Origin of the sequence: Paraburkholderia sp. (assembly GCF_036488505.1) — a bacterium.
GTDB lineage: Bacteria > Pseudomonadota > Gammaproteobacteria > Burkholderiales > Burkholderiaceae > Paraburkholderia.
This window is the reverse complement of sequence record NZ_DASXHN010000489.1, coordinates 1-22,855: the sequence shown is the minus strand read 5'-3', so window position 1 is coordinate 22,855 and position 22,855 is coordinate 1. Positions and strand designations below refer to the sequence as shown.

Annotated in this window: 18 protein-coding genes and 1 pseudogene; 8 read left to right on the top strand and 11 right to left on the bottom strand. The window is 64.6% G+C overall.

Annotated features, from left to right (window positions below):
• Positions 1-274, bottom strand: a pseudogene (locus VGH68_RS27970) (penicillin-binding protein); the annotation flags it as partial.
• A gap of 575 nt (positions 275-849) precedes the next feature.
• Here VGH68_RS27970 and VGH68_RS27965 point away from each other — a divergent pair.
• From VGH68_RS27965 to VGH68_RS27945, 5 genes are all read left to right on the top strand, one after another.
• Positions 850-1,566, top strand: a complete 717-nt coding sequence (locus tag VGH68_RS27965; protein WP_331606974.1) for a hypothetical protein — start codon at positions 850-852, stop codon at positions 1,564-1,566.
• A gap of 471 nt (positions 1,567-2,037) precedes the next feature.
• Positions 2,038-2,721: a PspA/IM30 family protein gene (locus tag VGH68_RS27960; RefSeq protein ID WP_331606973.1), complete on the top strand. Its 684-nt coding sequence runs from the start codon at positions 2,038-2,040 to the stop codon at positions 2,719-2,721.
• Positions 2,722-2,903: 182 nt separating this feature from the next.
• A complete protein-coding gene (locus tag VGH68_RS27955; protein ID WP_331606972.1) occupies positions 2,904-4,100 on the top strand; it encodes a tetratricopeptide repeat protein in 1,197 nt (398 codons plus the stop codon).
• A 363-nt stretch (positions 4,101-4,463) separates the two neighbouring features.
• Entirely contained in the window at positions 4,464-5,951 is a 1,488-nt protein-coding gene (locus tag VGH68_RS27950) for an NAD(P)/FAD-dependent oxidoreductase (RefSeq protein WP_331606971.1), read from the top strand.
• A gap of 406 nt (positions 5,952-6,357) precedes the next feature.
• A complete protein-coding gene (locus VGH68_RS27945) occupies positions 6,358-7,761 on the top strand; it encodes a methyl-accepting chemotaxis protein (protein ID WP_331606970.1) in 1,404 nt (467 codons plus the stop codon).
• Positions 7,762-7,838: 77 nt separating this feature from the next.
• On the opposite strand, the gene VGH68_RS27940 is transcribed toward VGH68_RS27945, so the two are convergent.
• From VGH68_RS27940 to VGH68_RS27925, 4 genes are all read right to left on the bottom strand, one after another.
• The gene (locus VGH68_RS27940; RefSeq protein WP_331606969.1) at positions 7,839-8,657 is read right to left on the bottom strand and encodes an ABC transporter permease subunit; all 819 of its coding nucleotides are present in this window, start codon (positions 8,655-8,657) and stop codon (positions 7,839-7,841) included.
• Positions 8,654-9,586 (bottom strand): ABC transporter permease subunit, encoded by a 933-nt coding sequence (locus tag VGH68_RS27935; protein ID WP_331606968.1) that lies wholly within the window; start codon positions 9,584-9,586, stop codon positions 8,654-8,656. The genes VGH68_RS27940 and VGH68_RS27935 overlap by 4 nt, the downstream gene beginning before the upstream one ends.
• On the bottom strand, positions 9,583-10,752 hold the full coding sequence (locus tag VGH68_RS27930) for an ABC transporter ATP-binding protein (protein ID WP_331606967.1): 1,170 nt from the start codon (positions 10,750-10,752) through the stop codon (positions 9,583-9,585). Before VGH68_RS27930 ends, VGH68_RS27935 begins: the two co-directional genes overlap by 4 nt.
• Before the next feature lie 90 nt (positions 10,753-10,842).
• On the bottom strand, positions 10,843-11,943 hold the full coding sequence (locus VGH68_RS27925; protein ID WP_331606966.1) for a polyamine ABC transporter substrate-binding protein: 1,101 nt from the start codon (positions 11,941-11,943) through the stop codon (positions 10,843-10,845).
• Positions 11,944-12,544: 601 nt separating this feature from the next.
• Between VGH68_RS27925 and VGH68_RS27920 the strand changes: the two genes are divergently transcribed.
• Positions 12,545-13,846 carry an Nramp family divalent metal transporter gene (locus VGH68_RS27920; RefSeq protein ID WP_331606965.1) on the top strand — a complete coding sequence of 434 codons (1,302 nt, stop codon included), beginning with the start codon at positions 12,545-12,547 and terminating at the stop codon, positions 13,844-13,846.
• 75 nt (positions 13,847-13,921) lie between these two features.
• Positions 13,922-14,125, top strand: coding sequence for a DUF1289 domain-containing protein (locus VGH68_RS27915; protein ID WP_331606964.1), 204 nt, complete (start codon positions 13,922-13,924; stop codon positions 14,123-14,125).
• A gap of 45 nt (positions 14,126-14,170) precedes the next feature.
• On the opposite strand, the gene VGH68_RS27910 is transcribed toward VGH68_RS27915, so the two are convergent.
• Entirely contained in the window at positions 14,171-15,409 is a 1,239-nt protein-coding gene (locus VGH68_RS27910; protein ID WP_331606963.1) for an MFS transporter, read from the bottom strand.
• A 202-nt stretch (positions 15,410-15,611) separates the two neighbouring features.
• Positions 15,612-17,204 carry an ABC-F family ATPase gene (locus tag VGH68_RS27905; protein ID WP_331606962.1) on the bottom strand — a complete coding sequence of 531 codons (1,593 nt, stop codon included), beginning with the start codon at positions 17,202-17,204 and terminating at the stop codon, positions 15,612-15,614.
• Between the two features lie 295 nt (positions 17,205-17,499).
• Between VGH68_RS27905 and VGH68_RS27900 the strand changes: the two genes are divergently transcribed.
• Complete coding sequence (locus VGH68_RS27900; protein WP_331606961.1) at positions 17,500-17,709, top strand: dodecin; 210 nt, start codon at positions 17,500-17,502, stop codon at positions 17,707-17,709.
• Positions 17,710-17,893: 184 nt separating this feature from the next.
• Here VGH68_RS27900 and VGH68_RS27895 read toward each other — a convergent pair whose 3' ends face one another.
• The 4 genes from VGH68_RS27895 to VGH68_RS27880 all read right to left on the bottom strand — a co-directional run bounded on the left by VGH68_RS27895 (position 17,894) and on the right by VGH68_RS27880 (position 22,794).
• Positions 17,894-18,991, bottom strand: a complete 1,098-nt coding sequence (locus VGH68_RS27895; RefSeq protein WP_331606960.1) for a BMP family ABC transporter substrate-binding protein — start codon at positions 18,989-18,991, stop codon at positions 17,894-17,896.
• 56 nt (positions 18,992-19,047) lie between these two features.
• Complete coding sequence (locus VGH68_RS27890) at positions 19,048-19,977, bottom strand: ABC transporter permease (RefSeq protein ID WP_331606959.1); 930 nt, start codon at positions 19,975-19,977, stop codon at positions 19,048-19,050.
• Between the two features lie 18 nt (positions 19,978-19,995).
• Complete coding sequence (locus tag VGH68_RS27885; RefSeq protein WP_331606958.1) at positions 19,996-21,117, bottom strand: ABC transporter permease; 1,122 nt, start codon at positions 21,115-21,117, stop codon at positions 19,996-19,998.
• Between the two features lie 78 nt (positions 21,118-21,195).
• A complete protein-coding gene (locus VGH68_RS27880) occupies positions 21,196-22,794 on the bottom strand; it encodes an ABC transporter ATP-binding protein (RefSeq protein WP_331606975.1) in 1,599 nt (532 codons plus the stop codon).
• Between the last annotated feature and the right edge of the window lie 61 nt (positions 22,795-22,855).

The following is a 22,855-nucleotide window of genomic DNA, read 5'->3' as shown; positions in this document are numbered from 1 at the left end:
CGCGCAACGGCACTTTCGGGCGATAGTCGGTCAGCGCGTCGAGCGACGGCAATTGCGGTCCCATCACGACGAGCGCATAGCCGACGATCAGCGCGCCCACCACGACGGCGGTCGCGATCAGCCCGAAGAACCACAGCACGATCGACCCACCGATCGAACGGCCGCCCCGTGTGGGCTCGCGCGAAGCGCCATTGCGTCCCGAAGTGCGTTGGTCGGAGTCCCGGTCTTCGCCGGCCGGAGAATGGGAGGAATGCGGTCGTTTGATGATTGGCATGACTGGAATGGTGGACGTGCGACTGCACGCCTTTCTGCCCGCGATTTCGCGCGGACATGGTCTTGATCGAGCGTCCTCGCCGGGACGTACGCCGCCGCGCGGACCTTGCCCCCGGCCGGCCGCACGGCACGCCTCGGACCCCGCTGGAACCCTGCCCCCGGCGCAACGTAACAGCGCATTTTAAAGAAATCGCACGAGGTCCAACGCAGTTTTTTTGTAAGAATTCCCTTCGCGCGATGGCGTACTTCGGTAAGCGTCTGTAATTTCGCGCGGCACCAATGTGGCCTTTGCGGTGCGCGGCCGATGCGCAGGTTGTGCGGGGTTATACACAGAAAATGTTGAAAGGCCTGTGGACAATCTGCCCGCAAACGCTACAACTCGTTGATGTCACGGGATTTTCGCGCGGCGCCCGTTTCGCGGCGACGCAACTCGTCATATGATGAATCCCGCGCGCGACACTCAACGGATGCGCGCACTGGTTCGGGACCATGGAGTCCGGTACCTTGTCCGGACGCCCGGACGATGCGCGGATCGCCGCGCCGCCCTGCCGATACCAGTCAGCCTGCGAGCCGATCATGACCAAGCCCAGCGAGCGCATCGTCGTATTCGTCACCACCGCGCAAAAACGCGCGATCACCGCCACCGCCGGCGATCTCGGCATCAGCGTGAGCGAACTGATGCGGCGCGCGGTGCTGAGCTTCGGCGCGACCAGCGAACAGGTGAAGGCCGCGAGCATCGTCGACCGGCTGCGCGCGCCACGCGCGCCCGACGCGTTGAACATCGCGCTGCAGCGCGTCGCGCATGGTACGCGCGACGCCCGCGCGGCGCTGCCGGGTACGTTACAAGCCCGCGACAAGGACGCTGCCGGCGCCACAGTGGATCGCAGCGCGCCCAGTGGCGCGACGGGCATCGAGGCGGCAGGCGCGCGAAGTGTGAGCAACGTCGCATCCGGTGGCGCGGCCGAGGCGGTATCGGAAACCGGCGTGGCAGCCGAAGCGGTGAGCGTGGCGATCCGCGTCGCGGCCGAGCCTGCGCCGCTGCTGCCCGCCGGGGTCGCGGCCGCGCTCGCCGCCGAGCACGATGCCGACGCACAGGCAACGGCCGAAGCGGTCGCGCGCGTCACCGCGGCAAGAGTCGCGCAAGCCGACGATCCGGCGCAGCAACTGCAACCGCAGCTAGCCGGCACGCCGGCGCGTCCGCGCAATTCGCTAAAGCGCCGCCGCGTCCCCAATCTGTCGGATGTCGACGAACCGGGCAACGACCCGAGCACCGAAGGTGGGCGCTTCGCGTGATACTTCGCATGACACTGTTGGGCCAAAGAAACCGCGCATAGTAACGGGGCGCGTGAGTTCGGGTTACGACACGCAAACGCACGACCGATCGCCCGTGTGTTGCGTATCGTTACATCGGTGTGTCGCACGCGATCGCCTTTCAATATCGCAACACGCGCGGTCGCATCACTGTCATTCCACTGCCGCACCATCGCGCTCCCAGCGGCCTCGCGCCGGCTATTTCGAGAGAAAGCCGATGGTGTAATATCCGCCGTCAAGTTCGTCTCCATGGCTGTTTCGCCATTCACCGGATATCGACAACCTGGGTATCGCATCCGGACAATTCAGGACCACGCTATTGCAATCGGCGTGCGTGCCCCGAACTCCAGTCCGAACGTTGCGCAGGTTCGCGCGCAGCGGCGTAAAGTACTAGTTCAAGGCAGTCATGCGCGCGGACATCGTCGGCGCCGCTTACATTCTCTGGAGGTTTTCATGTCGCTTTTTGACAGCATTTCGCGCACGCTCAAAGGTCTTCTGAACGATGCCGCCGACTCGGTGCAGGATCCGTCGCGCGACTCGCGCCAGATCGTGCGCGAACTCGACGACAGCATCGGCAAGGCAGAGAACTCGCTGATCGAGATTCAGGCGCAGGTCGCCACTCAGCAGAGCAAGCGCGATGTTGCCGCGGACAAGGCGAAGAAGTACGAAGACGGCGCGAAGCGCGCGCTGCAATCCGGCGACGAAGCGCTCGCACGCGAAGCGCTCAGCGCGCAGGCCACCGCCGAAGCCGAACGCGACACACTGACCAAGGAGCTGACCACGCTGGAGCCGTCGGTCGCGCAGCTGAAGAGCCAGATCGAAGACATGCGCAGCCGCCGCAACGACCTGAATGCGCGCTCGAACATCCTGCAGGCGAAGCAGCAGATCGCCGAAGCGAAGGACGTCGCGGCTACCGCGCTCGGCGGCATCGGCGGCAAGAATCTGGCCGAGGATTTTCAGAAGCTCGAAGACAAGGTCGCGCTGTCGAACGCGCGTTCCGACGCGCGCCTGAATTCCGCCGACGTGAAAAGCGGCAAGGCGCTCGACGACAAGCTCGCGGATCTGAATCGCGGTCCGTCCGTCGACGAACGGCTCGAAGCGTTGAAGAAGCAGCTCAACACGCCGGCGCAGCAGTGAGCGTGCGTCGAGCGCGCATCGAGTGCCACCCGTCGAATCGTTATTGAACGCGCGTTCGACGCCGGCGCGGCCATCGCAGTACATGCCGGGCAAGCCACGCGCGCAAGCCCCGGCATACCGGCCGCCGTACGCGGCCACCGCAATCGACTGATGGAGACGGGCGCGCCGCGCCCGGTCCGCACATGAAAAAATTTCTCGTAACCGCTTTCGCTTCGCTGCTGCTCGTGTCGGCCGCGGCGTTCGCGGTGCCGACGGTTCAGCAAATCGAATCCGCGATGGCGCAGGGCAACTGGCAGCAGGCCGACTCCGGCTTGAGCGAAGTGCTGCAGGCCCATCCGAACAATGCGCGCGCGCACTATCTGTACGCGCAGGTGCTCGATCGCGAAGGCCGCTATGGCGATGCGCTCGCGCAGCTGCAGCAGGCAAAAACGCTCGATCCGCAAATCCGCTTCACCGACCCGGGCCGCTTCGCGCAAACGGAAGCGCGCCTGCGCAGCGACGCCGAACGGGCGGGCGGCAAGGTTACCCGTCACGCCGCGAATCCGTTCGCGCAGCAGAATGCGCCTGCTGTGCAGCAACCGTCGGCGATGGTCTCGCAAGCGCAACCACGGCATGGCCTGGGGGTCGGTATGTGGATCGGTATCATCGTTCTGATTGCTGTGATCGCATTGGTGCTGCGCTGGACCTTGCGGCGAGCCCGCACGCAGGAAGATACGCGCGCCGGCGAGGACCGCCGCGCGCAGTTGAAGCGCGCGACCGAGCTGCTCAACGCGGTGCGTTCAATGAAGCTCGACGTGAAACTCTCCACCGCGCCGGGTCATGAAGCGCTCGAGAAAGACGTCGAAGCCACCGAGGAACAACTGCGCGGCATCGTCGAGACGCTGTCGAACGGCAAGAATCCGCTGCCGCCGTATCAGCTCGACGAATTCGAGCAGCGCGTTGCCAGCCTGCGCGCCCGCGCCGACGGCCGGCCCGACCCGAGCGCCGCATCCGTGGGCAGCGGGCAGCAGTCGGCGTACGCGCAGGAAGCCGAGCGCTTTGGCAGCCCGCAGCCGCCGTATCCGCAAACACAGCCGTACCAGCAGCAGCCGCAGGTCATCGTGCAGCAAGGCGGTGGAATGGGCGGCGGCATGGGTGGCCTGTTGACCGGCGTGCTGCTCGGCGAAGCGCTGAACCATGGGCGTGACCGCGTCGTCGAACGCGACGTGATCGTCGACGACGACGAACTACGCCGCCGCGGTAATGACGGCGGCAACGACGGCAGCAACGGCGGCGGTCTCGATTTCGGTCAGGGCTCGAACGACTGGGACGACAACAGCGGCGGCGGTGGCATCGACATGGGCAGCAACGACGATTCGGGCGGCTGGACCGATACCTGATTGATCGGCGCTGTCAGCGTCTGTGTCGCATCGAATGAAAATCGGGCTCCTTCATACGGGGCCTGTTTTTTCTGCCCGCGGTTTTGCGCGCCGGCGTTGCCCGCCGGCGTTGCCCACCGGTTCGCGGCCCCGTCGCGCGTCGGTCGAACGCGAGCCGGCTCCGCAGCCCTGCTCGCTTCCTGTCGCACTGGTACCAGCGCTCAGACGCAAACGCGCTCGCTGTCTCGCACCGGGGCGCCTGACTTACGCATAGGATCGGCTTGCCCACTGCGTCGCCCGCGTTGCCGTGCATGACCCTGCGATACCCTCCACCGTTTCACGCGCTGTTTTCGCCCGCTGCTTTGGCCCCTCCCGGAGACCGCCATGACGCCCGCCCCTTCCGCCTCCGCCGCGCCGCGCATCGCGATCGTCGGTAGCGGCTTTGCCGGGATCGGCATGGCGATCCGTCTGCGGCAGGCCGGCATCACGTCGTTCACGATTTACGAGGCTGCGAGCGGCATCGGCGGCACCTGGCGCGACAACACCTACCCCGGCGCGGCTTGCGATGTCCCGTCCCATCTCTATTCTTTTTCGTTCGAAGCGAATCCGTCGTGGTCGCGCGCGTTCAGCGCTCAGGCCGAAATCCTCGAGTATCTGCGACACTGCGCGCGCAAGTATGGCGTCGAGCGCCACGTACGCTGTCATACGAAGGTCAGCGCCGCGCGCTTTGACGAAGTGCGCCAGCTGTGGCTCGTCGATATCGACACGAACGGCACGCGCGAAACGATCGAGGCGGACGTACTGATCGCGGCGAGCGGTCCGCTGTCGCGTCCCGCGTTGCCGCGCATCGAGGGCATCGACCGTTTCGAAGGCAGGCTGTTTCATTCGGCGCGCTGGGACCATGCGTATCCGCTCGACGGCAAACGCGTCGCGGTGATCGGCACTGGCGCGAGCGCGATCCAGTTCGTGCCGCGAATCCAGCCGCGCGTCGCGCATCTGGACCTGTTCCAGCGCACCGCGCCGTGGGTGATGCCGAAACCCGACAAAGCGGTCGGCCCGCGCGCGCGTTGGCTATTCCGCACGCTGCCGTTCACGCAGCACTTCGTGCGCAGCGCGCTCTACTGGCAGCATGAATCGCGTGCAATCGCGTTCGTCGTCAATCCGAAGCTGATGAACGTACCGATGAAGTTCGGTCTCAGCTACCTGGAGCGGCGCGTGAAGGACCCCGTGCTGCGCGCGAAGCTCACGCCGAACTACCAGTTCGGCTGCAAGCGGGTGCTGCTATCGAGCGATTACTATCCGGCCGTCTGCCAGCCGAATGTCGACGTCGTGACGAGCGGCATTCGTGAGATCGTCGCCAACGGCATCGTGACCGAAGACGGCGTGCATCGCCACGCGGACGCGATCATCTGCGGCACCGGTTTCCAGGTCAACGACGTGCGCGCGCCGTTCGAGGTGACCGGGCTCGACGGCGCGGACCTGAGCAGGTTGTGGCTGCGCGACGGCCCGGAGGCTTATCTCGGCATGAGCATCGCGAACTTCCCGAACTTCTTCATGATCGCCGGCCCGAACACCGGGCTTGGCCACAACTCGATGATCTACATGATCGAGTCGCAGCTGCAATACATCGTCGATTGCCTGCGCGTATTGCGCAAGCGCCGCGCTCGGACGATGACGTTGCGCGCCGACGTGCAGCGCGATTTCAATGCGCGTCTGCAGACGGCGATGCGGCATTCGGTGTGGACGACCGGCTGCCATAGCTGGTATCAGACGAACAGCGGCAAGGTCACCGCGCTGTGGCCCGGCTTCACGTTCAGCTTTCGCAAACGGACGCGGCGCGTGCGGCCACGGGATTATCGTTTCGCACGTTGATGCGACCGGGCGATACGCGGTTGCGGGGGTTGCGGGGGTTGCGGCGGTTACGCCCGTCGCGCCGGCACTCGCCGTTAGGCGCTCCCGCTCAACCACCGCTCAACAAACGCAACAGATCCCACAGAAACTTGCAGATCATCACAATCAGTTCCCACAGGCGAAAAAGCGGCTCCCAATCCAGCACGCGCAGAACAGACGCGATCATGGCCGTCGCCGAAACAGGTCGCGGCCGTTTGCCGCGACGCGTCGATCCATCGTCGCGAGTGCGGGATATCCCGCATCAAGTCGATTGAAAGTTCGTCGTAAATACATCGGGAAGACCTTATAGACGCCGCATCCACCGCGGATGACGGCGCGTTTTCATTGGTGTCACCCGCGCGTGTGGCGCGCTACCGAGGAGACAGCTATGACGCGCTTCATTTTCCGTCGTGCGCACCGTTCGCAAAGCGTCGTCGGCGATATTGCCGCCCAGGCGGGCAAACTGGGCATGGAAATCTGCGACGTGTCGGGGCACGTCGACGAAGTGGCCGCGCGCATCCAGCACCAGTCGCAAGTATGCCGTGCGCTGCGCGAGTCGGCCGCGCAAACGCTCGCTGGCAATCATCGCATCGCCGCGGCCGCGCGCGAAATGCGCAACGTGTCGGCCGACGCGGCCACCGGCGTGCAGCAATCGCAGACGACGCTCGAAGCGTCGCTCGCCGACATCCATGGCCTCGTCGAAGGCGTGACCGTGATCGAAAGCCAGATCGGCGCGCTGCGCAGCGCGCTTGCGCACGTGAGCCGCGTATCGGAGGAGATCTCGCAGATCGCGCGGCAGACCCATCTGCTAGCGCTGAACGCCGCGATCGAAGCCGCGCGCGCCGGTGAATCGGGGCGCAGCTTCGCGGTGGTGGCCGCCGAGGTCAAGAACCTGTCCGCGAAAACCGCGCAGGCGACCGGGCAGATCGAAACCACGCTGGCGCAGCTCACGCAGCACACCGAGCAACTGATCAGCGAAGGCGCGGTGAATACCGCACGCGCGCATCGGGTGCGTGAAGGCACGCGCAAGATCGGCGACGTCGTGCATGCGACCGGCGACGCGATCGCGCAACTGAACAACGAGGCCGGCCAGATCGCAACGCTAACCGGCGAGATCGAAACCCAATGCGACGGGCTCGAGGCGCAGGTGCTCGAGATGGCGAGCGGCGTCGAGGATTCGAGCGAGAACTTCGCGCAGGCGAGGAACCGGCTCGGCAATCTGCTCGGCGTATCCGAGACGCTGATCGAGCTGAGCGCGGCGACCGGTGTCGAAACCGCGGATACGCGTTTCATCGACGCGGTCCAGCAGGTCGCGGCCAAGGTCAGCAAGCTGTTCGACGCAGCCGTCGCGCGCGGCGACATCTCGCTCGACGATCTGTTCGACTCGCACTATGTGCCGGTGCCCGGCAGCGATCCGCCGCAATTTCTCACGCGTTTCACCGCGTTCACCGACCGCGTGCTGCCGCCGATCCTGGAGCCGATACTCGAGCTCGACCCGCGCGTGGTGTTCTGCGCCGCGGTCGACTTGCGCGGCTATCTGCCGACCCACAACCAGAAGTTTTCGTTGCCGCAGCGCGACGACGTGGCCTGGAACTCGGCGAACTGCCGCAACCGCCGGATGTTCAACGACCGCACCGGGCTCGCGGCCGCGTCGCATACCAAGACGTTTCTGCTGCAGACGTATCGCCGCGACATGGGCGGCGGCCAGTTCGCGATGATGAAGGACGCGTCCGCACCGGTGTTCGCCGGCGGCCGGCATTGGGGCGGCGTGAGGATCGCCTACAAGGTCTGAGGCGACGCAGCGGCAGCGCAATGAATGAATGAGACAAACGGCGCGACGCGTGCGCCGCGCGGCCCGGCGCTGCCGCATCAAACCGCCATCACCGCGCGCCTGCGCTCGGCGCGCTGCATGAAGAAGTTGGCGGCAACCACGCCAACGGAGACGACCGCGATAAACAGCGTCGCAAGCGCATTCATCTCCGGATTCAGACCGAGGCGCACGCGCGAGAACACCACGAGCGGCAGCGTCGTCGACCCGGGACCGGACAGGAACGCGGACAACACGAGATCGTCGATCGACAACGTGAACGACAGCAGCCAGCCCGACACCAGCGCCTGAGAAATCAGCGGCAACGTGACGAAAAAGAACACGCGCAGCGGCGTCGCGCCGAGGTCGAGCGCGGCTTCTTCGAGCGAAGGATGTAGCTCCCGCACGCGCGATTGCACGATGATCGCGACATACGAAATACACAGCATCACGTGGCCTATCCAGATCGTGAAGACACCGCGTTCGGCCGGCCAGCCGATCAGACGGGCCATTTCGATAAACAGCAGCAGCAGTGAAATGCCCTGAATGACTTCGGGAATCACGAGCGGCGCGTTGATCATGCCGGTGTACAGCGTGAAGCCGCGAAAGCGCCCCATGCGCGCGAGCACGAAACCGGCCCACGTGCCCATCACCACCGACGCGAACGCGGTCATCAAGCCGATGCGCAACGACAGCCACGCCGACGCGATCAGCTCGTCGTCCTGCAGCAGCGCCGCGTACCAGCGCGTCGAAAAGCGCGTCCACACGGTGACCAGTTGCGATTCGTTGAACGAATACACGACGAGGCTGACGATCGGGATATACAGAAACAGAAAGCCGATGCCGAGCGCCATCAGCCGCAACATGCGATTCGGCTTCATTGACGGCCCTCCTCCAGCGCCTTCGCCTGCGCATGCTGGAACAGCGCCATCGGCACGAGCAGCAGCAACACCATCGCGCAGGTGACCGCGGAGGCCATCGGCCAGTCGGCGTTGTCGAAGAACTCATTCCACATCACGCGGCCGATCATCAGCGTGTTCGCGCCGCCGAGCAGTTCCGGAATCACGTACTCGCCGACCGCCGGAATGAACACCAGCAAACATCCGGCGATGATGCCGTTCTTCGACAGCGGCAACGTGATCTGCCAGAACGCTTTCCAAGGTTTCGCGCCGAGGTCGTAAGCGGCTTCGAGCAAGGTCAGGTCCATCTTCACGAGGTGCGCGTAAAGCGGCATCACGAGAAACGGCAGGTACGAATAGACCATGCCGATATAGACCGCGGTATTGGTGTGATACAGCTCGATCGGCGAATGAATCAGCCCGATCGACATCAGAAAGTTATTCAACAGCCCGTTGTTTTTCAGAATCCCGATCCATGCGTATACGCGAATCAGGAACGACGTCCAGAACGGCAGCATCACGGCCATCATCAGCAGATTGCGGGTGGCCGGATTCGAACGCGCGATGTAGTACGCCATCGGATAGCCGATCAGCAGACACAGCACGGTCGAAATCGCCGCGACCACCACCGAATTCACATAGGTCGCGAAATAGAGGCTGTCGGTCAGCAAAAACGCGTAATGCGACAGATCGAGCGTGATGTGCAGCGCGCCTTCCGCGAAGTTCACCAGCTGCGTGTACGGCGGAATGCCGAGCTGCGAATCGGCGAAGCTGATCTTCACGACCAGCAGGAACGGCACGAGGAAAAACAGCAGCAGCCAGATGAACGGCCCCGCCACCACCGCGGTGCGGCCGGTGAGCTTCAGGCGCCGCGCCGGCCATGCGGAAAACGAAGCAAGCGCCGCCTTCATGACGTCAGCACCACGCCGGCCGATGCGCTCCAGCGCACGTACACTTCGTCGCCCCAGGTGGGGGGGTCGATTTCGGTGAGCGCGAGGCTGGTCACGTTCGCGATCACGGTCTTACCGCCGTCGAGCTTCACGTGATACAGCGAATAGCCGCCCATGTACGCGATATTCGTGACCACCCCCTTGCCCCAGTTGTACGCGCCCTCAGGCGGCTTGCGCGTGAGCGCGATGCGCTCGGGGCGCACCGAGATCGTCACCGGCATGCCGAGCGGACCGGTGATGCCGTGATTAACGTGCAGGCGGCAGGTGAGATCCGGCGTTTCGATGAACACGTAATCGGGTTCGTCCTCGACCGTGCGGCCTTCGAACAGATTGGTCGAGCCGATGAATTCCGCCGAGAAGCGGCTATTCGGATACTCGTAGACTTCATGCGGCGTGCCGAGCTGCACGATCTCGCCTTCGCTCATCACCGCGAGCCGGCTGGCCATCGTCATCGCTTCTTCCTGATCGTGCGTGACCATCATGCAGGTCACGCCAACCGTATCGAGAATGTTGACGAGTTCGATCTGGGTGCGCTGGCGGATTTGTTTGTCGAGCGCCGACATCGGCTCGTCGAGCAGCAGCAGCTTCGGCCGTTTGACGAGCGAGCGCGCGAGCGCGACGCGCTGCTGCTGGCCGCCAGACAGCTGATGCGGCTTGCGCTTCGCGAAACGGCCCATCTGCACGAGTTCGAGCGCGTTGTGCACGCGCTCTTTCAACGCGGCTTTCGGCACGCGTTCCTGCTTGAGACCGAACGCGACGTTCGCCTCGACCGTCATATGCGGAAAGAGCGCATACGACTGGAACATCATATTGACCGGCCGGCGGTACGGCGGCAGTTGCGCGAGGTCTTCGCCATCGATCAGGATGCGGCCCGACGTCACGGTTTCGAGTCCGGCCATCATCCGCAGCAAGGTCGACTTGCCGCAGCCGGAACTGCCGAGCAGCGCGAACAGCTCGCCCTTCTTCACCGACAGACTGACCCCCTTGACCGCGACGGTCTCGCCGAACTTCTTGACGACGTCGACGATCTGGATGAACTGGTCCGCTGCGTCGCCCGTCTCCGCGTTCCGGCCCGGGGACGGCGCGCCCGCTGCCGCCAGCGCGCCCGGCTGGTCACTGCTGATCATAATGCTGCTTCACTCCGGCGTTTGACGAACAAAGCCCCCGGTGAACACCGGGGGCTTCTTGATGATGCCTCTGGCTGATTCATGCCGCCATCAGCGGCCGGACTTGAATTCGGTCCACAGCCGCGTTTGCAGCCGCTGGATTTCCTGCGGCAGCGGCTTGAGCAGGAACAGCGTCTTGATGGTTTGCGCCGACGGATACACGGCCGGATCGTTCGCGACATCCTTGTCCACGTACTTGCGCGCTTCCGTATTGACGCTCGGGTAATAAACCGCGTTGGTGATCGCGGCGTGCACCTGCGGCGTCTCAATGTAGTTGATCCACTCGAGCGCGGCTTCCTTGTGCTTCGCGTCTTTCGGAATCGCCATCACGTCGAACCACACAGGCGCGCCGCCCTTCGGAACGTAGTACTCGATCTTGTACGGCTTCTTCGCTTCGACCGCGCGATGCTTGGCGATCACGACGTCGCCCGACCAGCCGTACGCGAAGCAGATGTCGCCGCCGACGAGGTCGTTAATGTAGCCCGACGAGTTGAACTGCGTGATGTACGGGCGGATTTTCTTCAGCATCTCCAGCGCGGCGCGATAGTCGGCCGGGTTGGTGCTCATCGGATCCTTGCCCATGTAGTGCAGCGCGGCCGCGAACATCTGGTCCGGCGCGTCGAGCACCGACACGCCACAGGCCTTCAGCTTCGAGAGGTTTTCCGGCTTGAACAGGATGTCCCAGTTATCGAGCGGGGTGTTCGCGCCGAGAATCTGCTGGGCCTTCGTGACGTTGTAGCCGAGCCCGGTCGTGCCGTAGGCCCAGGGCACCACGTACTTGTTGCCCGGATCGGCGCCGGCGACGAGCGCCATCAGTGACGGGTCGAGGTATTTGAGGTTCGGCAGCTTCGATTTGTCGAGCGGCTCGAAGATGCCCGCGGCGATCTGCTTGCCCGCGTAGTTGCTGGTCGGCACGACGATGTCGTAGCCCGAGTTGCCGGTGAGAAGCTTCGCTTGCAGCGTGTCGTCGCTGTCGTAGTTGTCGTACTTGACCTGCACGCCAGTCTGTTTCGTGAAGTTCGGGATCGTGTCCTTCGCGATGTAGTCGGACCAGTTGTACACGTTGAGCTGCGTATCCTTCGCAGCGGCCGTCAACCACGGCGCCGCGCACAAGAGCAGCGCCGCCACTCGCCCCACTATCCGTTTATTCATCCCGATCTCCGAAACCGTCGTCACTCAAGCCACGAAGTCGTGCCCGCAGCCCCTGAAAACCCCGAAAACTACCATCAATTGTGCCCGCTCCAAAAAGAAACCCGGAGCTGTCGCGCAAACGGTACAGGCCGAGGCCGCACCCCTGCAAAATGGCGGCAATTTTAACGGGTTATCGGCGCCTGTCCACCGAAAAATGAACGGACGGTAGCGGCGCCGCATCCCTGCTGCGCCGGGGCTGCGGGCGGTCGTGGCGGTTGCGGATGATGCCGGCTCGCATTGGGGTGCGTTGCGCGATGCCGTTGCACTCGCGCGTTGTTATGTCGTTGTCAGGTCGGCGCCTGTTCGCGCTTGCGGGTACCCGCTGCTGCTTGCATGGCCGGCAAGGCCGACGCCCCGATCGGCAGCCGCGGCAATGCCACGCTGCCCGCGGTGCGCTTTCGATGCGCATCCCCGCCACGCCGCCCCCGGATGGCGGACGGCTGCCCGAAGCACCAGCCGCGTGGCCGCCGACGGTGCACAATAGCTGCTTGCGGCACGGCAGCACCGCTTGCTCGCGGGCACGTCGCTTGCAACAGGCCATGATTTCCGAGTTCAGGCACCGATGAACACCAATCCCTTCGCGATGCGCCACCAGCGCCGCCGGCCACTGCCGGGCGAGCCGGCGCGTCCGGCGCACTGGTTCTCGTTCCTCGGCGCCGGCGCGCTGATCGCGGTCGGCTATATCGACCCCGGCAACTGGGCGACTGCACTTGGCGCCGGCGCGGGCTACGGCTACCGCCTGCTCGGCATGGTGCTGCTGTCGAGCCTGATGGCGATGCTGCTGCAATGGCTGTCGTCACGGGTCGGTGTCGTGACCGGGCGCGATCTCGCCCAGCTATGCCGCGAGCGCACCGGGCGGCGCGGCACGCTGTTCCTGTGGCTCACCAGCGAGGTCGCGATCATCGCCTGCGACGTCGCCGAGGTGGTCGGCAGCGCGGTCGCGCTGCAATTGCTGCTAGGCGTGTCGCTGACGGTCGGGGTGCTGATGTCGGCGGTCTGCACGTTCGCGCTGCTCGCGCTGCAGCAGAAACGCGGCCGCAAGCTCGAAGCGGTGATCGGCACGCTGATCGGCTTCGTCGGGCTGTGCTTCGTGATCCAGCTGGCGCTCGCGCGGCCCGACTGGCACGCCGCGCTGGCTGGCCTGGCGCCGAGCATCGAGCTGGTGAGAACCGCCGGCATGCTGTGGCTCGCAGCGGGCATCGTCGGCGCGACGGTGATGCCGCACAACCTCTATCTGCACTCAGCACTCGTCAAGCATCACGCACCGGATCGCAGCGACGCGCAGATCAAGGTCGCGCTGCACGTGGTCAATCTCGATACCTTCGGCTCACTCGCGTTCGCGTTCGTGATCAATGCCGCGCTGCTGATCGTCTCGGCCGCCGTCTTCTATGCGAGCGGCCATCGCGGCGTGACCGATCTCGCCGATGCGCATCGGCTGATCGCGCCGCTGGTCGGCAGCCGCTGGGCCGGCATCCTGTTCGCGGCGGCGCTGCTCGCCTGCGGGCTGAGCGCGACCGTCACCGGGACGCTGGCCGGTCAGGCCGTGATGGAAGGTTTCCTGCAGTTGCGGCTGCCGCGCTGGAAGCGCGCGCTGCTCACACGGGCGCTGGCGATCGGGCCGGCACTGTTCGCGGTCGCGATGTTCGGCCAGCATGGCTCGAATCAGTTGCTGGTCGCAAGCCAGGTCGTGCTGAGCCTGCAACTGCCGCTCGCGGTCGTGCCGTTGATCCGCTACGCGTCGGATGCGAAGCTGATGCGCAGCTGGCGGGTGCGCGGCGTGCCGCTCGTGCTGGCGTGGCTGTCGGCGGCCTTCATCATCGCGCTCAATGGGGCGTTGTTATGGCAGTTGGTGGCGGGTGCGTGATTGCAGCGCGACGAGACTCGCGGTGAGCATCGGTTAACATAGCGGCACTTTTGCCTCTGCGCCTCCAGGTTCCCAATGACTTCGAATCTTCATGAACTCCCAGACAGCCCGTGCATTGGCGTGTGCTCCACGCTCTTCGACGACGTGTGCAAAGGCTGCGGACGCACCGCGACCGAGGTATCCAACTGGGTGTTTCTGAGCGACGACGAAAAGCGCGCGGTCTGGACGCGCATCGAACGGGAAGGCACCGCGATGCGGTTTCAGAACGACAACGTATAACGCCGCTAACCGCACCTAGCGCGTGCGTGCCGTCGCCAGGCTGTGTCAGTCCGGCGACGCATCGCACGCGCATTCGACCGAAGCCGCGCCGGCCGTTCGCTTGGTTGCCGCGAGCCGCTGCAGTGCGGCAAGGCCGAGCAACGCGAGCCCCAGTCCCAGCGTAAAGTCCGCGTGAATGCCGGCACGATCGACAATCGTGCCCCCCACCGCCGAACCCACGGCGATCGCCACCTGAATCACGCTGACGAACATCGCCGATCCCGCTTCCGGCAGCTCCGTCGTGTCGCGCTGGATCCACACGCTAAAGCAAAGCGGCAGCGCGCCGAACGCGACACCCCATAGCAGCATCCCGGCCGTCTCGCCGATCGGCGAATGCTCGAGCAGCAACATCGACGACATCGCGCCTAATAGCAGCAGAATCATTGCCGCAACCGCTTTTTTCAGATGGTCCGCGACCGCCATCGACGTGAACGCGTTCGAGAAAAAGCCGATCAGCCCGAAACCGAACAGCAACAGCGTAATCGCGCTCAACGAGAAGTCATGCTCGAGCAGCGGCGCAATGTACGTATAAGTCGAGAAATGCGCACCAAACACGAGCGCGACCATCACCATGCTGAGCCTCGTGCGAGGCCGCCCCAGCAAGGTCCTGAAATCGGCGAGCCGCAACCCCGATGCGGACGGCAACGACGGCACCAACAGCGCTTGCGCGAGCAACGCGAGCGCGACCAGCACCGCCGTGGCAGCGAAAGCCATCCGCCACGACGCAAACGACGCGATAAACGTGCCGAGCGGCACGCCAACCACGGTGGCCAACGTCACGCCGGTCAGAATGGTCGCGGTCGCCTTGGCCGCGTCCTTGCCCTGCACGAGTCGGGGCGCCGCCGCGGTCGCGAGCGTCCAGAAGCCGCCCAACGCCGCGCCGAGCAGCGCCCGCCCGACCAGCATCACCGCAAAGCCCGGCGCGACTGCGCAAACCACATTCGCGATCAGCAGCACCGCGGTCAGCAGCAGAAAAACGTAGCGGCGATCCATCCGGCCCGCGCCGACGATCAGCGCCGGTGCGAAGATGGCGGCCATCACGGCGGGCGTGGTGACCATCAGACCGGCCACGCCGGTCGATACGCTGAGGTCGTGGGCGATTTGCGGCAACAGACCGACCGGCAGGAACTCGGCGGTCACGAACGCGAAAGCGCTCACTGCAACGGCGATGACGGAAAGCCATTGACTTGCCGACGTGGCACTTCCGTCGACAGATACTGGCGTCGTCACGGTATCGATTTGCATGATGGGAGGGATCGCAGATTGAAGACTGACACTTTAGAGCGCGCGTCGCCCCGGAAAAAGCGTCGTGTTCCGAAAAGACTTGCCAGCGCGGCTGAACAATGTCCGTGCTGCTCGCAAATGCGCAAAAAAAGCCCACGTCGATGAAGCGGGCTTTCGGTGTGACGCGTAAGCGGCAAACGGCTCGCCGCCTGCATCGATGGGCTTACTGCACGCCCTGGCTCGTCAGGAAGTCTTCGTAGTTGCCACCGAAGTCATTCAACGTGCCGTCGGTGCGCACTTCGATGATGCGGTTAGCAAGACCGCTCACGAACTCGCGGTCGTGCGACACGAAGATCAGCGTGCCTTCGAACTTATCGAGCGCGATCTGCAGCGATTCGATCGACTCCATGTCCATGTGATTGGTCGGCTCGTCCATCATCAGCACGTTGTGGCGGCCGAGCATCAGCTTGCCCCAGATCATGCGGCCCTTCTCGCCGCCCGACAGCACCTTGACCGACTTGCGGATGTCGTCCGCGTTGAACAGCAGCCGGCCGAGCGTGCCGCGCACCATTTGCTCGTCGTCGCCTTCCTTGCGGTACTGGTCGATCCAGTCCATCAGCGTGACGTCATCCGGAAACTCTTCGTAGGTGTCCTGCGGCATGTAGCCGACGTTCGCGTTTTCCGCCCATTTGACGGTGCCGTGCTCGAGTTGCAGGTTGCCGAGCAGCGCGCGCAGCAGCGTGGTCTTGCCCGCGCCGTTCTCGCCGATGATCGCGATGCGCTCACCCGGTTGCACGCTGATGCTGAAGTTGTTGAAGATCGTGCGCTCGTATTTCTTCGAAATGCTGTCGGCCACCACCGCGATGTTGTGCAGCTTCTTTTCGAACTCGAAGCGGATAAACGGGTTCTGCCGCGACGACGGCTTGAATTCCTCGATCTTGATCTTGTCGATCATCTTCAGACGGCTGGTCGCCTGGCGTGCCTTCGACTTGTTCGCCGAGAAGCGCCGCACGAAGTCCTGCAGATCGGCCACGCGCTCCTTCGCCTTCGCATTGGCGGCCTGCTGACGCTCGCGCGCCTGGGTGCTCGCGAGCATGTAGTCGTCGTAATTGCCCGGATAGACCTTCAGCGTGCCGTAGTCCATATCGGCCATGTGCGTGCAGACCTGGTTCAGGAAGTGCCGGTCGTGCGAGATGATGATCATCGTCGAGTTGTACTGGTTGAGCACGTCTTCCAGCCAACGGATCGAGTTGATGTCAAGGTTGTTGGTCGGCTCGTCCAGCAGCAGCACGTCCGGCTTCGAGAACAGTGCCTGGGCGAGCAGTACGCGCAGCTTCCAGCCGGGCGCGACATTGCTCATCGGCCCGTTGTGGTCTTCGATCGCGATGCCGATGCCGAGCAGCAGTTCGCCCGCGCGCGCTTCGGCCGTATACCCGTCGTACTCGGCGAACCTCGCTTCGAGTTCGGCGGCGTGCATGTAGTCGTCATCGGTCGCGTCGGGGTTCGCGTAGATCGCGTCGCGCTCGGTCATCGCGGCCCACATTTCGGTGTGGCCCATCATCACGACGTCGAGCACGCGCACGTCCTCGTACGCGAACTGGTCCTGGCGCAGCTTGCCCAGGCGCACGTTCGGTTCGAGCATTACGTTGCCCGAACTGGGCTCCAGATCCGACCCGAGAATCTTCATGAAGGTGGATTTACCGCAGCCGTTCGCACCGATCAGCCCATAGCGGTTCCCTTCCCCGAATTTGACCGAGATGTTCTCGAAGAGGGGCTTCGGCCCGAATTGCATGGTGATATTGGCAGTAGACAGCACGGCGCGTCCCCTTGAAGGTGATATCGGCGAAAAACCGAATATTTTAGCAGGTTATCGAGAAACAAACCCGCGCGAAACCCGCCCGCGTGACCCGCGTTACCGCGCAAAACCGGGCATGCGGCGTGCGTCATCGCCACCGGCGGCCGGGTGCGACGTGCCGTGCATCCGGTCGCCGACGGGCATGAACCGTTGCCTATACTTTTTGCTGAAAGCGCGCCTTTCATTCTGCGTTCGACACCCGCGCTTTTCCGAACGGCGTTTTTTCGACCCACGGCGCAGACCAAGGAGAACATCCATGTCAGACCACGTATACAAGAAGATCGAACTGACCGGCTCATCGACGAAATCGATCGACGATGCGATCAGCACCGCGATTGCCAAGGCGTCGGCGACGCTGCGCAATCTGCACTGGTTCGAAGTCACGGAAACCCGCGGCCAGATCGAGGACGGCAAGGTCTCGTACTGGCAAGTGACGCTCAAGGTCGGTCTGCGGCTCGAGGATTAAGCGACCGGTCAAGCGATGGTTTGAGCAGACGATTGAGCAACGACGTGCCAGCGTTGCGACATCGCGCCATTGCGAAGGCCCCCCGTATGACAACATCGCAAGCTCGCGCAAACAAAAAAGCGGCGTTCAGTCCAAGCTGAACGCCGCTTTTCTTCGACGACAGACGGACACCCGCATCCGCCCCTTACTTCGGCAACGAGCCGTCCACCCCTTCGACATACCAGTTCAGCCGCTGCAACTCCGGATCGCTCAGCGTCTTGCCTTCCGGCACCTTGAGCGCTCCCGACTGATCCTTGATCGGCCCGGTGAAGACATCGCGCTTGCCGCTGGCGAGCAGATCACGCTGCGCCGCGACGTGCTTCTGCGCGTCGGCCGGAATCACCGACGTATTCAGATCTTCGAGGTTGACCGCCTTCTGCGGCAGCCCCCACCACACCGGATCGTTCTTCCATTTGCCGTCGAGCACCTGCTGGATCACCGCGTTGTAGTACACGCCCCAGTGCCCGACCACCGAGCCGAGGTGCGCGTCGGGGCCGAACTTCTTCATATCCGAATCCCAGCCGAACGCGTGCACGTGTTTCTCCGACGCGGTCGCGAGCGTCGCGCTCGAATCGGTGTTCTGCAGCAGCACGTCGGCGCCCTGGCCGATCAGGGTCTCGGCGGCCTGCTTCTCCTTGCCCGGATCGAACCAGCTGTTGATCCAGATCACCTTCGTGTGCACTTTCGGATTCACCGAACGCGCGCCCAGCGTGAACGCATTGATGTTGCGCACCACTTCCGGAATCGGCACCGACGCGACGAAGCCGAGTGTATTCGTCTTGGTCACATAGCCCGCGGCGACGCCGGCCAGATACGCACCCTGATACATGCGCACGTCGTAGGTGCCGAAATTCGGCGCCTTCTTGTAGCCGGTCGCGTGCAGGAACACGGTGTCGGGAAAGTCCTTCGCGACTTTCAGCTCGAAGTCCTGGAAGCCGAAGCTCGTGCCGAAGATGATCTTGTTGCCCTTGTTCGCGAGATCGCGGAACACGCGCTCGGAGTCCGCCGATTCCGGCACGTTCTCGACCCGCGTGATCTTGATGCGGTTGCCGAACTTCGCTTCGGCTTCCTTCGAACCCTGGTCGTGCGCGAAAGTCCAGCCTGCGTCGCCCGGATTGCCGAGATAAACGAACGCGACGCCCGGCACGTCGGCGGCTTGTGCGGTTTGCGCGAACGGCGCCGCGCTCAGCGCGAGCGAGGCCGCGCCCCACGCAAAAGCGGTCAGCAGTTTTCTTCTCTTCATGTGATTCCCCTGTCGTGTTATGCGAATCGTGGTGAGCGAAAAGGTGCGCGCCGCGCTCAGCCCGCCGAGAAAAACGGCTTGCCGAGTGACGCCGGCGCGTTCAGACGGATCGTGTTCGGATTGCGCGAGATCAGCGCGAGCACGACGATCGTCGCGACGTACGGCAGCATTGCGAGGAACTGCGTCGGCACCGGCACGCCGATCGCCTGCGCGTAGAACTGCAGCCCCGTTACCGCGCCGAACAGCAGCGAGCCGACCAGCAGACGCCCGGGGCGCCAGGTCGCGAACACGACCAGCGCGAGCGCGATCCAGCCGCGGCCCGAGATCAGGTTCTCCTGCCACAGATGCAGATTGACGATCGAATAGTAGCCACCCGCGAGGCCCGCCATGCCGCCGCCGAAGGCGACCGCGCCGTAGCGCACGCCGAGCACCGGAAAGCCGACCGAATGCGCGACCTGCGGCGATTCGCCGACCGAACGCAGCACCAGCCCGGCGCGGGTGCGATACAGGAACCAGCCGATCACGGCGAACATCAGGAACGCGAGGTAATCGAGCGGCGTGAGGCTGAACAGCGCGGCGCCGAGCACCGGTATTTTCGACAGCCCGGGAATCGTCCACGTATCGATCGTCGCGCGCACCGCGGCCGACGTGTACGGTTTGCCGACATACGCCGACAGGCCGATGCCGAAGATCGTCAGCGAAAGCCCGGTCGCGACCTGGTTGGCGAGCATCGTCAGCGTGAGGAACGCGAACAGCAGCGACATCGCGAGCCCGGCGCCGATCGCGGCGAGCACGCCGAGCCACGGGCTGCCGGTGATCGCCGTGACCGCGTAGCCGCTCACCGCGCCCATCAGCATCATCCCTTCGACGCCGAGATTGAGCACGCCGGACTTCTCGGCGACGAGTTCGCCCGCGCCCGCGTACATCAGTGGGATCGACGCGGTGATGGCGCTCGACGTGAGCGCGCTGGCTTGCTGGATATCCATAGTTAGCCGGTGAGCGGATTAACGAGCTTGACGAACCGCGGCGGCCGCGGCCGTCGAGCGGCGCCGCACGCGGTAGTTCACGAACAGGTCGGCGCCGAGCAGGCAGAACAGCAACAGCCCCTGGAACACGCCTGATAAAGCCTGCGGCAATTGCATCGAGGTTTGCACCGCTTCGCCGCCGAGATACAGCAACGCCATCAGCAGACTCGCGAGCACGATGCCCAGCGGATGCAGCCGGCCGACGAACACGACGATGATCGCGGTGAAGCCATAACCCGGCGACCATGTTGCCTGCAACTGGCCGATCGGACCGGCGATCTCACCCATCCCGGCGAGGCCGGCGAGGCCGCCGCTGATCAGCAGCGAAGTCCAGACCGTTTTCTTGTCGGAAAAGCCCGCGTAGCGCGCGGCAAGCGGCGCGAGTCCGCCGACGTTCATCCGGAAGCCTGCGAAACTTTTGCGCATGAACACCCACACCACGGGAATCGCGATCAGCGTGACGAAGATCGATGCGTTCAGCCGCGTGCCGCGCAACCACTTCCAATGCCAGTCGCCGTACAGCGTCGGATAAAGCGCATCGCCGCTGAACATTTCCGACAGCGGGAAATTCATCCCCTGCGGATCGCGCCACGGCCCGCTCACGAGGTAGATCAGCAGTTGCGTCGCGACGTACGTGAGCATCAGGCTCACGAGGATTTCGTTGGTGTTGAAGCGGCTCTTCAGGAACGCGGGAATCGCCGCCCACGCGATGCCGCCGGCGATGCCGGCGATCATCATCGTCGGCAGGATCCACCAGCCGCTCGCCTGATCGAAATAAATCGCGACGCCGCTCGCCGCGATGCCGCCGAGCAGCATCTGCCCTTCGGCGCCGATGTTCCAGACGTTAGCGCGATAGCCGATCGCGAGACCCAGGCCGATCAGGCATAGCGGCGACGCCTTGAGCAACAGTTCCGACCAGCCGTCGACACTCGACAGCGGTTCGATAAAGAACGCGTGCATGGCCTGCAACGGGTCGCGGCCGACGAGGCCGAAAATCAGGAAGCCGATCGCGAGCGTAAGCAGCGCGGCGATCAGCGGCACCGCGAGTTGCATCGTACGTGACGGCGCGGTGCGGGCTTCGAGTCGATAGGCAAGCATCATGGATGGCTTCGGAGGTCGTATTGGTTTATTCAGGGGCGCGTGTTTCAAGCCTGCTTACGAAGGGCATCGCCACGCACATCACGCATGCGCGGGCTGATCCGCCGCGGGCGCCGCGCCCTCGCGCTCGCCGAACAGGCCGGCCATCCAGCGGCCGATTTCCTCCGCATTGGTCGCGCCGGTCGCGCGCACCGGCGAGAGCCGCCCGCCCGCCAGCACCGCGAGGCGATCGCAGATATCGAACAGTTCTTCGAGCTCCTCCGAGATCACCAGAATCGCGACGCCGCGCGCGGACAGATCGAGCAACTGCTGACGGATGAACGCCGCCGCGCCGACGTCGACGCCCCACGTCGGCTGTGCGACGACGAGCACCTTCGGCGCCTGCAAGATCTCGCGGCCCATGATGTATTTCTGCAAGTTGCCGCCCGACAGACTCTGCGCGAGCGCGTCCGGCCCGCCGCAGCGCACGTCGAACGCGTCGATGCAGCGCCTGGCGAACGCGCGCATCGCACCGGCCTTGATCCAGCCCGAGCTGACCATGTTCTGCCGATGCGCGGTGAGCAGCGCGTTATCCGCGAGGCTCATCGCCGGCACCGCGCCGCGGCCGAGGCGCTCTTCCGGCACGAAGCCGAAGCCGAGCGCGCGCCGGGCGCCGGCGCCGAGGCGCGCGGCCGGCCTGCCGCAGATCGTGATCGCGTCGGCGTGCAGGCTGCGCTTTTCGCCGCGCTTTTCGCCCGACAGCGCGGCCAGCAATTCGGCCTGCCCATTGCCCGACACCCCGGCGATGCCGAAGATCTCGCCCGCATGCACGCTGAACGACACGTCGCGCAACGACGTGCCGAACGGATCGTCGCTCGTCACCGACAACCGCTTCACGTCGAGCAGCACCGTGCCCGGCTTGTGCTCGCGCCGCGTGTAATCGGGCAGCGCATGACCGACCATCAACTGCGCGAGCGACGCATGGGTCTCGCTTTTCGGCTTCACGTGCCCGGTCACGCGGCCGCCGCGCATCACGGTCGCGCTATCGCACAGCGCCTGGATTTCGTCGAGCTTGTGGCTGATGTAGAGGATGCTGCAGCCTTCGGCCGCGAGCCGGCGCAGCGTCGTGAAGAGTTTCGTCACCGCCTGCGGCGTGAGCACCGAGGTCGGTTCGTCCATGATCAACAGACGCGGATTCTGCAGCAGGCAGCGCACGATTTCGACGCGCTGCCGCTCGCCGACGGTGAGGCTATGCACGTGGCGCTGCGGATCGATGTCGAGCCCGTAGTCGGCCGATACTTCGCGAATGCGTCTGGAAAGCGCCTTCAGATCGAACGGTTCGTCGAGCGCGAGCGCGATATTTTCGCCGACCGTCAGCGTCTCGAACAGCGAGAAGTGCTGGAACACCATGCCGATGCCGAGCTTGCGCGCGGCCGCCGGACTGGCGATCTCCACCACCTCGCCCTCCCAGCGGATCTCGCCCGCGTCCGGCCGCACCGCGCCGTAGATGATCTTCATCAGCGTGCTCTTGCCCGCGCCGTTCTCGCCGAGCACCGCGTGGATCTCGCCGGGCGCGACGGCCAGCGTGACGTCGTCGTTCGCGCGCACGGCCGGGTATTGTTTGGTGATGCCCGCGAGCGCGAGCCGGAGTACAACCTCGCCGGCGGTTCGCGCGCCGTCGTTGTGTGAAAAGTCGCTCATGTGATTCCGTCGTGCGTTGGTGACGCTAGTTGCCGCATACCCGTCCATTTCGTCGGCGGAC